The sequence below is a fragment of the Chryseobacterium cucumeris genome (assembly GCF_016775705.1).
Taxonomy (GTDB): domain Bacteria; phylum Bacteroidota; class Bacteroidia; order Flavobacteriales; family Weeksellaceae; genus Chryseobacterium; species Chryseobacterium cupriresistens.
In genome coordinates, this window is sequence record NZ_CP068760.1 from 115,381 (window position 1) to 129,542 (window position 14,162).

Sequence of the window (14,162 nt, forward strand, 5' to 3'; positions counted from 1 at the left end):
TGGATGTTTTACATTCAGCTTTTATTTTTAAGGGATCGGAAACCTCTCATCTCTGATATTGTCGTAAATTTATATTTCAAAATCTGGAATATCTGAGATTAATATCAGAAAGAACAGTAGTCTTTGATCCTTGTCAAGGTTTAAAACCTTGACAAGGATAGATAATTAAGAACCCCATTTTTTTGAAGCTATGAAAGAAAACAAATACGATAATCCTTCATTTTTTGATCAATACGAGAAAATGCTTCGTTCTCAGATAGGATTAGAGGGAGCAGGAGAATGGCACACCTTAAAAAATATGCTGCCTGATTTTCAGGGAAAAAATGTTCTTGACCTTGGCTGTGGTTTCGGGTGGCATTGCCGCTATGCGATAGAACACGGAGCAAAATCTGTAACCGGAATTGATCTTTCAGAAAAAATGCTGGCAAAAGCTATGGAAATCAATAATCTTGAAGGAATTCAATATGAAAGAAAAGCCCTTGAAGATGTTGACTATCCTGCCGAACAATTTGACATCATATTGAGCTCTCTTACCTTGCATTATATAGAATCTTTTGGTACCATCGCTCAACAGATTTATAAATGGATTATTCCCGGCGGATCATTTGTATTTTCAGTAGAGCATCCTGTTTTCACTGCAGAAGGCGGTCAGGATTGGGTATATGATAAAAATGGTGAAAAAACCTGCTGGCCGGTAGACCGTTATTTTATAGAAGGAAAAAGGAACACTACTTTTCTGGGAGAACATGTCATCAAATATCACCATACTTTAACTTCTTATTTAAATACATTATTAAAAGCAGGTTTTAAAATCAAAGAAGTTATTGAACCTCAACCAGAAGAAGAGATGTTGAAAGAAATTCCGGAGATGAAAGAGGAACTCCGCAGACCAATGATGTTGCTCATTTCAGCTGAAAAATAATTTTCGACCAGAAATTCCCGCATGCATTCCCCTTATTATCTGATGATGTAAGAAATACTAAAAAAACAATATCATTTTCTGTTTTTCATTCGGAAGAACATCGTCCGGAACTTTAAGAATATCGATCATTACAAAAAACATACAGAGAATAGTGATCAAAAATTGGAGAAAGCCGTTCACCATGGTGGTTCTGTTTTTACCCCAAAAGAATTGATGAAAATATGAATTTGCTGCAGCAGAGTTCGAAGACCCGGAAGGAAACAGAATTGCAATGCAAAAAACAATACAATAGCATACCATTCATTGCATATTATTTTTTTTAATACAGTTGATGCATATTTTGTATATTTAAACAACCATTTGAAATCTAATTTGGTAAATAACTATGGCGGAAGAACTATATTTCATCAAGACCAATCCCACTATTGCCAAAATTAATTTGTACAATAAACTCAGCCGTGAAGAAGAACATATTCTGAAATTTCTTCAGCCTGAAGCGAAAAACAGCCTTGAAACCATTAAAGAAAAAGTAAAAAGTTCTGTTGAAGAGCTTACTCAGGAAGAACTTCTGCTTATTTTTCAATGGTTTCACAAAGTATATTCTTCAGATCACGAAGAGACCAAAACACAGCTTTTCATCAATGGTATTGATCTTTTTTATGAAATTCCAACAACCGTTCATGCCGAGAATTTCCTTCAGATCCTTTCCGATTATGAAAAACTGCTGAAACAGGACATGAATTATATTGTGGATGCTAAAAATTTCAATCAATTTCTGATCTACGGAATATTTCTGACAGAGATGATTAACAGAAAACAAAATTCTGATAATATCCTTTGTGAATATCTGAAACCGGATAACCAGTCTTTGTACCTTCTGGCAGAAGATCAATGTGGCTTGAAAGATTTTGATCCTGCCATCATCCCGGATCTTCAGCATTACTTTACCGATCTTTATGATCTGACTAGATTTTATAAGGGATCTATCATCAAGCTTGAACAGGAATAGAAAATTATACGGTTTATGTAACATCCTGCATTCAATAATTGTCTTTTATAGTATTGAACCAGGATAAAAACTATAACATAGCCGGCAGTTTCCTTTTACGATGCGGAACTGCTTGCTTTTTTATGAAACTTCTGACATGAGATTAAAGAACAGCAAAAGCTTTATGAACAACTTTACATCAGATAATCAAATCATCATCAGGAAAGGAGCCAGTGATGATCTTCCGGAAATGTTGCAGCTTTTTACGGCAACCATAGATGAAGTATGTAAAAAAGACTATGATACTCGACAGCTTGAAGCCTGGAAATCCGGGGCTGGGAATGAGGAGAGATGGATGGAAGTGATCCGTGATCAATATGTTTTGATTGCGGTCATAAAAAATAAGATCGCTGGTTTTTGTACACTTGCTCACGGAAATTATATTGATCTGCTTTTTGTACACAAAGATCATCAGCATCAAGGTATCGCAGCCATGCTTTTTCGTCAGATTGAAAAAGAAGCTTTGCTGAATCATGAAACGAAGGTTACTGCAGATGTAAGCAAAACAGCCAGACCATTTTTTGAAAAAGCAGGCTTTCAGGTTGTTCAGGAAAAAACGGTCTATGTAAAAGGAGTTCCTTTGACCAACTTTACAATGATAAAATACCTCATCGCTTAATTTTCAGGCTTATGGAATTACATTCTGAATATAACGAGTACAGAATTTCTGTTCCTCAGGAATTTGAAAATGTATTTACTCATTTTTATTTTGCTGAAAACACTTCCGAATCCTCCATTACCAAGACGCTTTTACCTACTTATCAGACAATTCTGTTACTTTGTTTTGGAGAAAATGCTACGATGTTTACGCGGGAAAAAACGATGATAAGTGTGGACAAATGCATGGTATTCGGGCCGGTAAGACAAGCTTTTGAATATACACTTCCCGCAGGATGCTCTATTTTGGTTGCCAATTTTAAGGATGATGCATTCTTCAGGTTTTTTGGAAAAATATCTATTGAACAATCGGTAAAACATCCGAATGAATTACTGGAAGAAAATTGTTTTACAGACCTTTGGCATCAGCTTAAAAGCTTAGATTCAGTCACAAAACAGGTAGATTACATCCTTGAATTCTGTAAACCTTATCTGCAGGATCGGGACATTACAGGACAGCTGTTGAGTAGTTTTGAGAATGATCTGTTAAATCCCGTTAAAGTAATTGCAGAACAGACTCAGCAGACAGAAAGAAACATCCAGCGAAAGCAGAAAGAGCAGTTTGGCTATTCTTTAAAAGAACTTAACCGTTACAATCGATTTTTAAAAGCTATACAAATCATTGAAAAGGAAACTGAAAGGCAAAACCCTGTCAAGTGGTTTACGATCATTGATGAATGTGGCTATTATGACCAGAGCCAGCTTATCCATGATTTCAGGCATTTTATCAACATTTCTCCGGCTCAATATTTAAAATTCCAGCAGGAAATCTGTAATCCCAGGTCCGGATAGACCGTTTCGTTTTCTTACAATTTTTGAGAAGGACGCCGCAGTACTTTTGTCTCATTAATCTTAACAATCAAAACAATGAGACATTTAATCATTTACGCGCATCCAAATGAAAACAGTTTAAATCATCATCTTTTAAACACAGTTGTTGAAACCCTTCAGTTTCGTAACGAGGAAGTTGTTGTGAGAGATCTTTATACCATAGACTTTGATCCTGTACTTTCTCTGGATGATATGCAGGGACAGCGTATGGGAAAAGTTTTGGATGATGTAAAAACCGAACAGGAATACATTTCGTGGGCAGAGCAGATTACTTTTATCTACCCAATCTGGTGGACCGGACTTCCTGCGATAATGAAAGGATACATAGACCGTGTTTTCAGCTATGGATTTGCCTACCGTTATGATCAGGGGATACAGAAAGGACTCCTGAAAGGTAAAAAGACGGTGATTATCAATACCCATGGAAAATCTCATGAAGAATATGAAAAAACAGGAATGGATAAAGCATTGACACTAACTTCTGACAATGGCATTTTTATCTATTCAGGGCTTGAAATCATCAGGCATTTATTTTTTGATAAAGCAGATAAAGCTTCTCCCGAAAATCTGGAAATCTGGAAAGGTCAGATTAAAAATTTATACTCTGAACATGTTCTTAACTATTAATTTTTTTCTTTAAAAAAACTTATTGAAAAATGAATGATTTACCCTTTATCAGAAGCTTTATGCAAGGCAACTAAGAAAATAATAAAATACAGTTTTTACATCTTTATCCTGTATTTTATTTTTAAGGGATTTATGGCATGAAATTAGCTTCAAAAATCGCAAGTAAAATTGTTTTGAACCATTATTTTAAGCCATTAAGATTGATGGATGGTTAAGTTTTTCTTTTAAAACAAATCTTGTTATAACCCTGCAATGCGTCTTAATGGTTTAAATATTGGATCCTCAGGAATTCCCTGTATATTTGCATCACAATGAAACATCTGAACAGTATATTACGTCTTCCATTCTTCAGTGAATATTACACTCCGGGCTATCGTTCGGGAAGACTTTCTATATCTATAATCCAATAAAATAATCTAACGTATATATAGAGCCCGGACATTACCTGTCCGGGCTTTTTCATTTTAAAACTATTCAACATGATTCATCCATTACAAGAAAATGTAGCTATCATCCTGCCTGAAAACGGTCTGGAAGAAAAACTGGCTCTGGCCTCTAAAGAAAACAGAAAACTTTCCATCAAACTGGGTTTTGATCCCACGGCTCCGGATCTTCATCTGGGGCATGCTGTGGTCTTAAAAAAACTGAAACAGTTTCAGGATCTGGGACATCAGATCATTATTGTTGTGGGAAGTTTTACAGCAAGGATTGGCGATCCCACAGGAAAAAACAAAGCAAGAAAACCTTTAAGCGCTGAAGATGTACAGCATAATGCCCAGACTTATATCAATCAGCTTTCAAAGGTAATTGATGTACAGAAGACAAAGATTGTTTTCAATTCCGACTGGCTGGATGCCCTTACTTTTTCTGAGGTGATCCAGCTTCTTTCAAGAGTTACCGTTGCACAGCTGATGCACCGAAATGATTTTAATAAAAGGTTTACAGAAAATACACCTATTGCCATGCATGAACTGGTTTACCCGATTCTTCAGGGTTTTGATTCTGTAAAAATTGAGTGCGATATCGAGATGGGAGGCACAGACCAGCTGTTCAACTGCACGATGGGAAGACAGCTTCAGGAGGTGCATCAAATGCCCGCTCAGATTGTCATGTGTATGCCCTTACTGAGAGGTCTTGACGGAAAAGAAAAAATGAGTAAATCCCTGAACAATATTATTGGATTGACGGACGAACCCAATGAAATGTTTGGAAAAACCATGTCTATTCCAGATACTTTGATTGAAGAGTTTATCAATCTTACTACCGATTTTTCTATGGAAGAAAAAACAGCAATTTTTTCCCGGTTAAACGAAGGCGAAAACCCAATGAATATTAAAAAAATCATTGCTAAAAATATCGTCAGCCAGTACCATGATTTGGCTTCAGCTGAAGATGCAGAACAGTTCTTTATCAACCAGTTTCAGAATAAAAATTTTGAAGATAAAGTGTATGAACCTGTAGCTATTGGTTCATTGAAAAGCATCAAAAATAAAATTTCTATCGTTGAACTTTGCCACCAGCTTAAAAATGACCTCAGCAAATCTGCTATCAGGAGATTGGTTGAGAGTGGAGGAATTCAGATCAATACCATTAAAATAACAGACGCAAATGAAGAGGTGGAGTTGATCCCTCAAACTAAAATTAAAATCGGGAGAAGGGGCTTTTTTGAGCTGGTGTAAGGCTGGAAGATGGAAGCTGGGAGATGGAAGTTTCTGGCAGACGTGAAACATCTGAAGTTTTTTGACTGGAATATTTTTTTTAAAACAGAAGTTACAATAAAAAATGCAGAAGTTCTCCACAGCACAATAATAGCTTCCTTCTTCCATCTTCCACCCTTTACAACCTTTAACCTATGCAAGAAGAAATAGGACTGAAAATTGCATTCAAGTAAGAGCTTAATTTCTTATTTTTGAATATGAATCTTAACCTGCGCTATCAACAAGCTGATGATACTGATATTGATTTTCTTCTCGATCTCAGAATGAAAACCATGAATCCTCATTATGAAAATTCCGGGCTTTCTATCGACAGGGAGACAACTTTGCAAAGAATTCTGTATCAGTTTGAAAAGGCCAATATCATTTTTTTAAATGATCAGCCCATCGGGCTGTTAAAAGTAGACAGAACATTTACCAATATTGAGGTTCTGCAGCTTCAGATTGATCCCAGTCAACAGGGCAAAGGGCTTGGAAAAAAGATCTTGTCAGATATTTTAGAAGAAGCTTCTTTAGCAGGGAAAACGGTTTCATTAAGTGTTTTAAAAACGAATAAAGCACAGCATCTTTATAAAAGTCTTGGGTTCAGAATTGTGGGGGAAGACCAGTATTCTTATTTTATGGAAACGGAAAGACAGTAAATGTTTTTTAAAAATTTTAGCTAAAGCCGTTGAATGTTTCCCTTTGATTTAAACACAAATCTCACAAATAAATGAGCACAAATAGCCACGATCATCTGTGAGATTCTTCATTACATTTCATTCCATTCAGAATGACACTCCGCAAACAAGCCTTGATTACCCGTTAGTCTTTACTGGTTTGCCATGGTTACGTAAATCAATCTTCCGCCTTCTTCTGAGGAAAGCAGTATTTTTTTACCATCGGTAAGTTCAACCATAGAGCCTGGTGGAATTTCTTTCTGTTCTGTGATATCCTTCATTCCTGATAAGCTTTGGTTGACCAATACCCATCTTCCCTGGTGGAACGTAAAATATCCTACCGGCATTTTATCCTGCATCGTCAGATTCTCGTTGCGTATCACTTTCCTGGAAACATGCCATTTGAAAAGATACTGATTATGATAAACCATGAGCCTGTGATTTTCCGGTTTCCATACCTCATCATCAAATTTAAAATATAAGTCTAAAACGGGTAATGTTCCCTGATGTGGTGTTCCGCAAAACGGGCATTTGGGATTGCTGGTATTATCAAAGACGTACCATTTTTCTGTACAATCCGGATTAAGACATGGTTGGATCAGATCTACGGTTTTCAACAAAGCTGTTTCCCATTCATTGGCAGTGGGACGTCTGATGGGATCATGTAATCCATCAACGAATGTCTTTCTGAACAATTCTGAAATATAAGGGCCTGTAACCGTATAAGGAATTTTCTGAGGGTCGCCCCAGAATGCATCCCATTTTCTGAGATGATCGGACTTCACATGGTTGGAATTATTTTGCGGATGTTCTACAAACATTGCTTTTTCTCCCATGGACAGAATTTCATCTTTTTCAGAATCCAGGTCCCAGATTTTACCTCCACGCAGCGGATGCCTTCTTAGCAGATACATATAAATGAGAACCGCAAGAGCATGCAGGTCTGTTTTTTGATTGGGTAAATGCCTGTCCGGATCCTGAAGTTTCAGATGTTGGGTTTTTAAAACTTCAGGCGCAATAAAGTCGGCGGTTCCTATGACTTCCGGTGGAAAGAGTCTGGGAACCACAAGACCGTCAATATCGATAATACAGGCAGATTTTGTAACGGGATCTACCAGAATATTGTTATAAGACAAATCGGAGTGTGCCAGTCCCATCTGATGCAGCTTTTTCACTCCTCTGCTGATATTGACTGCAATCTGAAAATAGCTCAGCCAATCTCCCAATTCTGACCGATCCAGTCTCAACGGATACTGCTGATTCCGGAACATGGGAGCGGTAAACCACTTCCCCACTTTATCCTGTCCCTGGATATTATCCGAACCGATATAACCTTTGGCAAAATAAAATTTATGGTGATAAACAGGAACTACAATTCCCGTTAGTTTATTTCTTTCAACAATATCATAAGGCCATCTGAATATTTCGTTCAGAAAGTACTCTGAAGCATTTCCACTCTGTAAACTTTGCAGATAAGTGGAAACAATTCTCATGATTCTTTCTTTTTGTCCTTCATCCAGCGGATTCCGGTAAAAAGCAACTACATATTCTTTATCAGGCGAAAAATAAACATCCTTCACCCCGCCCCGGATAGGGTTTTCATCTACGTATTCATAGGATTTGGCTGTGTCCAGAACAGAGACAACCTTAATGGTCTTTTTCATTCGTATTAATAGATTATTGCCAATGTACGGTCATCATGATTTCCTCTGCTCCAGAAATCGCTCCAGATTAAAAGTTCTTCATCAATCTTTTCATCGTTGATAAAATCTACTTTCGCCCTGTCATCATTATTCCCGGCAAGGTCTTCAAAAAGTGCTTTCCAGTTTTCTGTGTCTTCCAGTTTGTTTTCGGTGGTAAATTTAGGATCATAAATGCCATCTGTCATCAACACCAGATAAGAAAAATCTTCTACACAGGTGATCTGAAAACGGGAAGCTATTGTATCATTAAAAATTTCTTTCATGGTGATGAAACGTGTCCCTCCACCAAATTCTCCCACATCCATCCGGTTTAAAAGCTTAACTTCAGAAAAATCCGTGTTAATAAGATTGATCGGGCAATCTCCCACTCCAAAACTCAGCACAACATATCCGAAGCTGTACTTTTTAAGCAAAATAAAAATAAGGGTTGCATGCAGATCATTTACTGAAAAATCATTTTCCACTGCTGTTTTTTCCAGTGTTTGATAAACATGTAAAACACCTTCCGATAAGATATTGATGATATTCTGTTTAGATTCTGACTCATTTTCTACGAAAGATTGGCCGTTATACAGCATGCTGACGTTATTTTCAATCTGGTTTAAAGTCTCCTTTGAGTTAAAAAACCGGTTGATCGTTTCTGTTGCCAGTCTGGAACCTTCTCTTGCAGCTTTTGCTGAGCCCGCTCCATCTGAAACAGCAATAATATTCCAGCCATCGGAAAGCCTATTTACAGCAAAATCGTCTTCACGAAATTTGCCTTCATGCGCATGGGAACGTCCTCTTTTGGAAGCCACCACAATTTTTTTGTCTGAAAAAGAACCTTTCAATGAGTCTTCTTCCGGTTTATAAAAAGCTGCGTTTGTATCGCTTGGAATATTCTTCCATAAGTCTTTGGGATCTGCGTTAACGAAAAGTTGTATTTTCTTAGTCTCCATCTGATGCTGATCGTGAATATGATAAAACTGAATATCCAGATGATACATATTATTGGTAACCGGGATTCCTGAGATTGTATTGTTTTCAAAAGTAAGCCCTGTTTCTTCAATGTTTCCAATATTCTGAATCTTTATGTTCGGGAAATCTTCCATATCGAAAGTGAATTCATAGAACTGCTTTGCACTGGCATTTTTCAATATCCAATGAGCATCTTTGAACTCTTCTTTTTCTTTAAAAACAACAGCTTGTTCCATCGTCTTTGACTTGGATTCTGCGGCAGACTTCCTGAAAAATTTGCCCATCATTAGCCCAAAGTTCGGTTAATATCAAATCCTCCTCCGGAAAATCCGTAATAATCCGAAGTTCCGCACCACGGACATTTGCTGTACCCTTCTCCTCTCAGACAGTGTATACCTCCGCAAGAGCAGGTGGCCAATGCAATAGGATTGGCACAATGAGGACATGAAGTACCTCCATCCAGTTCTTCTATATTGATTTTAAGATACGTTTTCTGATGGGAAGAAAGTCTGTAGTAGGCTTTTTCATCAATTTTATATGCTCCGTCCAGTCTGTAATATCTTGTAGCCATTCCCGGTATGCTTGATTCTGCGAATGCTTTTTTAAACTTCATCAGATAAAGCTTTTCCGTTTCCTGGCATTTTCCGTTCAATACTACAAAATTATTATCCGGGAATCTCTGTTCCATTTCTGGATCTACTTTCTCCAGAATCATGGAATCTATTTTAGACAAATTAATTCCTTCTTTTTTGGCTTCTGTGACACTCTGGCTGGTTGTTTTAATAGAATCTGTTACCCATTTGAAAAACTCTTTGTAAGAATTCTCATCAGAATTATTGAACAGTAAAACATGGTCTGCCAGAGATCCGAGAAGTTTATAATTGGTATTTTCTCCAATAGAAACAGCAATAGTGTTAGATTTTCCGTTGTATTTGTTATTCCATCTTTCAATGGCTTTGGTCGCATCATCAGTGGGCACTCCGTCTGTAAAAAGAAACACTATAGGTTTCCAGTCGCCTTTTCTTTCATACGTTGTTTTCACAATATCCCTGTCAATACAATCCATTAGTTTAATTAAACCCTGGGAAAGTGATGTACCACTTCCGACCGGAATTTTAGGCGGATAAAAACTGATAATATCCTGCATCGGCGTAATGATTTCAGCTTCTCCCGCAAAACCAATCACGGAAATGTAGACAGTTTCAAGTGAATAAGGATCTTTTTTTAATTCCCTGATGATATTGGCGATCCCTTCCTGTACCTGCTCAATAGGTTCTCCTACCATAGATTCGGAGACGTCTACTAAAAAATAAATAGGCAGTCTTCTCATGCTGTAAAGACAATTTTTTAAATAATAATAGTAAGCTCCGATGGTGGCGGAGGTAATGTGATGTTTTCTCCTGTATTCTGAGATTGTCCTCCCTGCGTAATGGAAGAACTCACCCATTTGAAAAAGGAAGAGAGGGTAATGGCATCCGTAGTATCAAGCTTTACCACATGATCTGTGAGTTCCTTCAGAAACTTTTCATCAGCTTTCGGGCCTGCTGCACATCCTACGATAGCACCAAATTCCAGTCCTCTGATCACCGGGATCATCTGCCTGTATTTCTGAATATCCGAAGGTTTTCCATCCGTAAATATAAAAAGCAGCGGCTGCCAGTCTCCCTTTGTATCGGCAGATTCTTTTACAATTTCCTTCTGCATCAATTCTGAAACCATTTCCAGGGCTGCTCCTGTATGCGTCGGACCACTATCCGGACAGGTAATTTCCATGGGATAAAAGCTCGCCAGGTCTGTTAAGGGTATCATATTTTTAACATCTCTATCGAAGGTAATAACACTCAAATGCAGGCTGTCCATTGCCTGCGGATCTGCACGGAGCATACTGATAAGGCCGTTGAGACCATTATTCAGTGCCTGAATAGGCTCTCCGTTCATGGAACCTGAAGTATCTAATAAAAAATAAGCTAATAATCTCCTGCTCATTATAGACAAGTATTAATTCGAAGCCGTCGGCGGAAGTCTTCGACTTCCGCCGACGGCTTTTATTATGATTTGATAAAAATTTGAGAATCTAGTTGGAATATGCGTATTGCTGTCTCAGAATATCGATAAAATTATCTGTATTGTGTGGTTCTCCCACAGCACGGAATTTCCAGTCTCCGTTGTGGCGGTATGCTTCTGCAAAAACCATTGCACATTTACCATTCATACTTGAATCACCGGAAAGGCTGTATTTTGTAATTTCTTTTCCTGTAGCATCTACAGCACGGATAAATGCATTTTCAATCATTCCGAAGTGCTGGTTATTGGTTCTTCCCTGATAAATGGTAACCAGGAATACAATTTTCTGATAACTCTGATCCAGCTGATCCAATCTTACAATGATCTGTTCATCATCTCCATCTCCTGCTCCGGTTCTATTGTCTCCGGTAAGCCATACATTTCCGCTTGGATGCTGCATGGAGTTGAAGAAAACCACATCTCCCTGGTAAAGCCCCATCTGTCTTCCGTCATTGGTCTGTACCGTTCTTCCCAAATTGGCTACTTTTCCGTTGCCATCTAAAAGAAATGCTACTGCATCAAGGTCGTATTCTGCTTCTTTACTGAATAGTTTTCCAAAAAATCCACCTCCCTGCTTTCTTACGTCCCATCCTAAGCCGATGGTTACTTTTGAAAGATCATACACGCTTTCGCCGCGGTCATTCTTTCTTAAATCTATCGTTTGTCCTTTCTGTAAATTAATTGCCATAGTTATAGTTTTTGTGTATCTGATATTTTATTTGATGATTTGCCCTTTGTAGTATTTTTCAAGAAAGAAGCCAAGATCTGCTCTGTATCCTATTCCTGAAGCTTCAAACTTCCAGCTTCCGTTTCTTTTGTACAGTCTTCCGAATTCTACACCGGTTTCAATAGAAAAATCCTCATCCAGTTCGTATTTTGCAATCTCCTGGTTTGAATGGTTATCTACTACTCTGATATAGGAATTTCTTACCTGTCCGAAATTCTGTCTTCTTCTTTCAAAGTCTTCTATGGTTACCACAAAAAGGATCTCTTCTACTCTTGAATCTACTTTATCCAGGTCTATAATGATCGCTTCATCATCGTCACCATCACTGTTTTTACCACTCGGATCATCTCCTGTATGGATAAGGGCTCCATCCGGAGAATTTAAGTTATTGTAAAAAACGAAGTATTCTTCGCTTACTAATTTTCTGTCAGAATCAATCATGATTGCAGAAGCATCCAGGTCAAAATCGTAGCCGGTTCCTTCATTCGGATCCCAGCCTAATCCAATCGTCATTTTCGTCAATCCTATCTCGATCTTTTGTCCTTTCTGTAGATTAATTGCCATAGTGTTTTATATTATGATTATTTTTTGCATTAAGATAGAAGTGATTTATGAACTGACCAAATTTATTCATTAAAAAAATATTTTATACAACTCAATTAAAAGAATTTAAGCCACAAAATAAAAAGGTCCAATTAAAAAATTGAACCTTGTATTATATAAAATGTATTGAATTAATTTTCAAATTCTTTATCTGAAACAGCAACATTTCTTGCTTTTGCCAGCATGGGAATGGAAATTAATCCCATCACCAGCATAATCACAATCTGCAGCGGTAAAGAAATAAAGGAGTACGTAAGTCCCATTTCACCGCCAAAATCTGCACTTTTCCCTACTGAAATAAACAGCGCCATAAAACCATACTTCATGGCAAGGTTATACGCTCCGATTCCTCCACTGGCAGGGATAATCATTCCTAATGTTCCTACTACAATAATAAAGAAACCGTCTGCAAAGGTAAATGCTGAAGTTTCAGGAAGAGCAAAACATACCAGATATGCAGCAAAGTAATAGCAAATCCAGATTCCTAATGTATAAAGAATGAATTTCCCTTTTTCTTTTAATTTAAAGATGGAAGTTATCCCCTGAAAAATCCCGTCAATAAAGCTAACCACTTTTCCTAAAAAAGGAATTCCTGAAAGTTTCTTTTTAAATACAAAGAACAAAACTGTTCCTGCAATCAGAATAGAAAGAACCAGTATGATCTTGTTGGGATTCATTGTTATTCCTGAGTTTTTATAGAATGACAGAATGGCTTCGTATTTAAACAATAACGTCAGTCCTAAGAAACCAAGCATACAGATCAGATCTACTACCCTTTCCAGAATAATAGTTCCGAAAGATTTATCTACAGGTACTTTTTCCACCCCATATAAAGCGGTTGCCCTTGCTACTTCGCCACTTCTGGGAATTGTAAGGTTCATCAGATAACCAAATGAGATGGACCAAAGCGCATTGGAATTGGAAATTCTGTGTCCCATCGGCTCCAGCATCAGATTCCAGCGTATCGCTCTGAACCAGTACGCCAGAAGACCAAATACGGAAGCAAACAATACCCAGATATAATTAGCTTTTGCCAATGACTTTTGAATGACTTTAAAATCCAGACCTCTTAAGGCAAGCCATAAAAAAAAGCCTGCAAAAGCAAGCGATATTACTATTGTAAGTATTGATTTTACCGGACTTTTTGATATTTTCTCCATGTACTACGTAAGAAGATTTGTTTTTTCATCCGGGAAAACGATTTTTGGCTGGAAGTCTTTTGCTTCTTCCGGAGTCATCTGAGCATAGGCAATGATGATAATGATATCATCTTTCTGTACTTTTCTTGCTGCAGGACCATTCAGACATACTTCACCTGATTTTCTTTTCCCTTTGATCACGTAGGTATCAAAACGTTCTCCGTTGTTCACATTCACGATATAGACTCTTTCTCCCACTACCAGACCGGCAGCTTCTATAAGATCTTCATCGATCGTTATACTCCCTATATAATTAAGGTCAGAGGCAGTTACTCTCACCCTATGAATCTTAGACTTGAAAACTTCTATTAACATGTTGCAAATTTATTAATAAAAATTAATAAAACAGGCGTTTATTATCATTTTAAAACTCCCACAAACACAGGTGTTTAATTTAACAAAACACAAGAAATATAAAAATTACTTATAAATTTAATAATCATATGGTCA

Annotated in this window: 15 protein-coding genes; 7 read left to right on the plus strand and 8 right to left on the minus strand. The window is 37.4% G+C overall.

Translation table 11 applies throughout. The features are described from left to right. The first annotated feature begins 190 nt into the window (after positions 1–190). The 7 genes from JNG87_RS00580 (at position 191) to JNG87_RS00610 (ending at position 6,441) form a co-directional block, all read left to right on the plus strand. Positions 191–922: a class I SAM-dependent methyltransferase gene (locus tag JNG87_RS00580; protein WP_202841105.1), complete on the plus strand. Its 732-nt coding sequence runs from the start codon at positions 191–193 to the stop codon at positions 920–922. Positions 923–1,307: 385 nt separating this feature from the next. After that, positions 1,308–1,931 (plus strand): hypothetical protein, encoded by a 624-nt coding sequence (locus JNG87_RS00585; protein ID WP_202841106.1) that lies wholly within the window; start codon positions 1,308–1,310, stop codon positions 1,929–1,931. Between the two features lie 136 nt (positions 1,932–2,067). Beyond that, positions 2,068–2,589, plus strand: a complete 522-nt coding sequence (locus tag JNG87_RS00590; protein WP_238349640.1) for a GNAT family N-acetyltransferase — start codon at positions 2,068–2,070, stop codon at positions 2,587–2,589. An 11-nt stretch (positions 2,590–2,600) separates the two neighbouring features. Further along, on the plus strand, positions 2,601–3,419 hold the full coding sequence (locus JNG87_RS00595) for a helix-turn-helix domain-containing protein (RefSeq protein WP_202841107.1): 819 nt from the start codon (positions 2,601–2,603) through the stop codon (positions 3,417–3,419). Between the two features lie 75 nt (positions 3,420–3,494). Continuing rightward, positions 3,495–4,085, plus strand: a complete 591-nt coding sequence (locus tag JNG87_RS00600) for an NAD(P)H-dependent oxidoreductase (protein WP_202841108.1) — start codon at positions 3,495–3,497, stop codon at positions 4,083–4,085. Positions 4,086–4,564: 479 nt separating this feature from the next. After that, the gene (gene tyrS, locus JNG87_RS00605; RefSeq protein WP_202841109.1) at positions 4,565–5,764 is read left to right on the plus strand and encodes a tyrosine--tRNA ligase; all 1,200 of its coding nucleotides are present in this window, start codon (positions 4,565–4,567) and stop codon (positions 5,762–5,764) included. 236 nt (positions 5,765–6,000) lie between these two features. Beyond that, positions 6,001–6,441: a GNAT family N-acetyltransferase gene (locus JNG87_RS00610; RefSeq protein ID WP_202841111.1), complete on the plus strand. Its 441-nt coding sequence runs from the start codon at positions 6,001–6,003 to the stop codon at positions 6,439–6,441. A 170-nt stretch (positions 6,442–6,611) separates the two neighbouring features. On the opposite strand, the gene JNG87_RS00615 is transcribed toward JNG87_RS00610, so the two are convergent. From JNG87_RS00615 to panD, 8 genes are all read right to left on the minus strand, one after another. Beyond that, positions 6,612–8,123, minus strand: a complete 1,512-nt coding sequence (locus tag JNG87_RS00615; protein WP_202841113.1) for a helix-hairpin-helix domain-containing protein — start codon at positions 8,121–8,123, stop codon at positions 6,612–6,614. A 5-nt stretch (positions 8,124–8,128) separates the two neighbouring features. Then, on the minus strand, positions 8,129–9,406 hold the full coding sequence (locus JNG87_RS00620) for a PP2C family serine/threonine-protein phosphatase (RefSeq protein WP_202841115.1): 1,278 nt from the start codon (positions 9,404–9,406) through the stop codon (positions 8,129–8,131). After that, on the minus strand, positions 9,406–10,449 hold the full coding sequence (locus JNG87_RS00625) for a TerY-C metal binding domain-containing protein (protein WP_202841117.1): 1,044 nt from the start codon (positions 10,447–10,449) through the stop codon (positions 9,406–9,408). The genes JNG87_RS00620 and JNG87_RS00625 overlap by 1 nt, the downstream gene beginning before the upstream one ends. Before the next feature lie 17 nt (positions 10,450–10,466). After that, positions 10,467–11,105 carry a vWA domain-containing protein gene (locus JNG87_RS00630; protein ID WP_202841119.1) on the minus strand — a complete coding sequence of 213 codons (639 nt, stop codon included), beginning with the start codon at positions 11,103–11,105 and terminating at the stop codon, positions 10,467–10,469. An 88-nt stretch (positions 11,106–11,193) separates the two neighbouring features. Continuing rightward, positions 11,194–11,871 (minus strand): TerD family protein, encoded by a 678-nt coding sequence (locus JNG87_RS00635; RefSeq protein WP_202841121.1) that lies wholly within the window; start codon positions 11,869–11,871, stop codon positions 11,194–11,196. 27 nt (positions 11,872–11,898) lie between these two features. Then, on the minus strand, positions 11,899–12,474 hold the full coding sequence (locus tag JNG87_RS00640) for a TerD family protein (RefSeq protein WP_047420681.1): 576 nt from the start codon (positions 12,472–12,474) through the stop codon (positions 11,899–11,901). Positions 12,475–12,644: 170 nt separating this feature from the next. Next, complete coding sequence (locus JNG87_RS00645; protein WP_202841124.1) at positions 12,645–13,673, minus strand: lysylphosphatidylglycerol synthase transmembrane domain-containing protein; 1,029 nt, start codon at positions 13,671–13,673, stop codon at positions 12,645–12,647. Positions 13,674–13,676: 3 nt separating this feature from the next. Next, complete coding sequence (panD, locus tag JNG87_RS00650; RefSeq protein WP_002976902.1) at positions 13,677–14,027, minus strand: aspartate 1-decarboxylase; 351 nt, start codon at positions 14,025–14,027, stop codon at positions 13,677–13,679. Positions 14,028–14,162: the final 135 nt, after the last annotated feature.

Coding starts and splice junctions, on each gene's coding strand:
- JNG87_RS00580 (WP_202841105.1), top strand. CDS start 191: ATGAAAGAAAACAAATACGATAATCCTTCATTTTTTGATCAATACGAG.
- JNG87_RS00585 (WP_202841106.1), top strand. CDS start 1,308: ATGGCGGAAGAACTATATTTCATCAAGACCAATCCCACTATTGCCAAA.
- JNG87_RS00590 (WP_238349640.1), top strand. CDS start 2,068: ATGAGATTAAAGAACAGCAAAAGCTTTATGAACAACTTTACATCAGAT.
- JNG87_RS00595 (WP_202841107.1), top strand. CDS start 2,601: ATGGAATTACATTCTGAATATAACGAGTACAGAATTTCTGTTCCTCAG.
- JNG87_RS00600 (WP_202841108.1), top strand. CDS start 3,495: ATGAGACATTTAATCATTTACGCGCATCCAAATGAAAACAGTTTAAAT.
- tyrS (WP_202841109.1), top strand. CDS start 4,565: ATGATTCATCCATTACAAGAAAATGTAGCTATCATCCTGCCTGAAAAC.
- JNG87_RS00610 (WP_202841111.1), top strand. CDS start 6,001: ATGAATCTTAACCTGCGCTATCAACAAGCTGATGATACTGATATTGAT.
- JNG87_RS00615 (WP_202841113.1), bottom strand. CDS start 8,123: ATGAAAAAGACCATTAAGGTTGTCTCTGTTCTGGACACAGCCAAATCC.
- JNG87_RS00620 (WP_202841115.1), bottom strand. CDS start 9,406: ATGATGGGCAAATTTTTCAGGAAGTCTGCCGCAGAATCCAAGTCAAAG.
- JNG87_RS00625 (WP_202841117.1), bottom strand. CDS start 10,449: ATGAGAAGACTGCCTATTTATTTTTTAGTAGACGTCTCCGAATCTATG.
- JNG87_RS00630 (WP_202841119.1), bottom strand. CDS start 11,105: ATGAGCAGGAGATTATTAGCTTATTTTTTATTAGATACTTCAGGTTCC.
- JNG87_RS00635 (WP_202841121.1), bottom strand. CDS start 11,871: ATGGCAATTAATTTACAGAAAGGACAAACGATAGATTTAAGAAAGAAT.
- JNG87_RS00640 (WP_047420681.1), bottom strand. CDS start 12,474: ATGGCAATTAATCTACAGAAAGGACAAAAGATCGAGATAGGATTGACG.
- JNG87_RS00645 (WP_202841124.1), bottom strand. CDS start 13,673: ATGGAGAAAATATCAAAAAGTCCGGTAAAATCAATACTTACAATAGTA.
- panD (WP_002976902.1), bottom strand. CDS start 14,027: ATGTTAATAGAAGTTTTCAAGTCTAAGATTCATAGGGTGAGAGTAACT.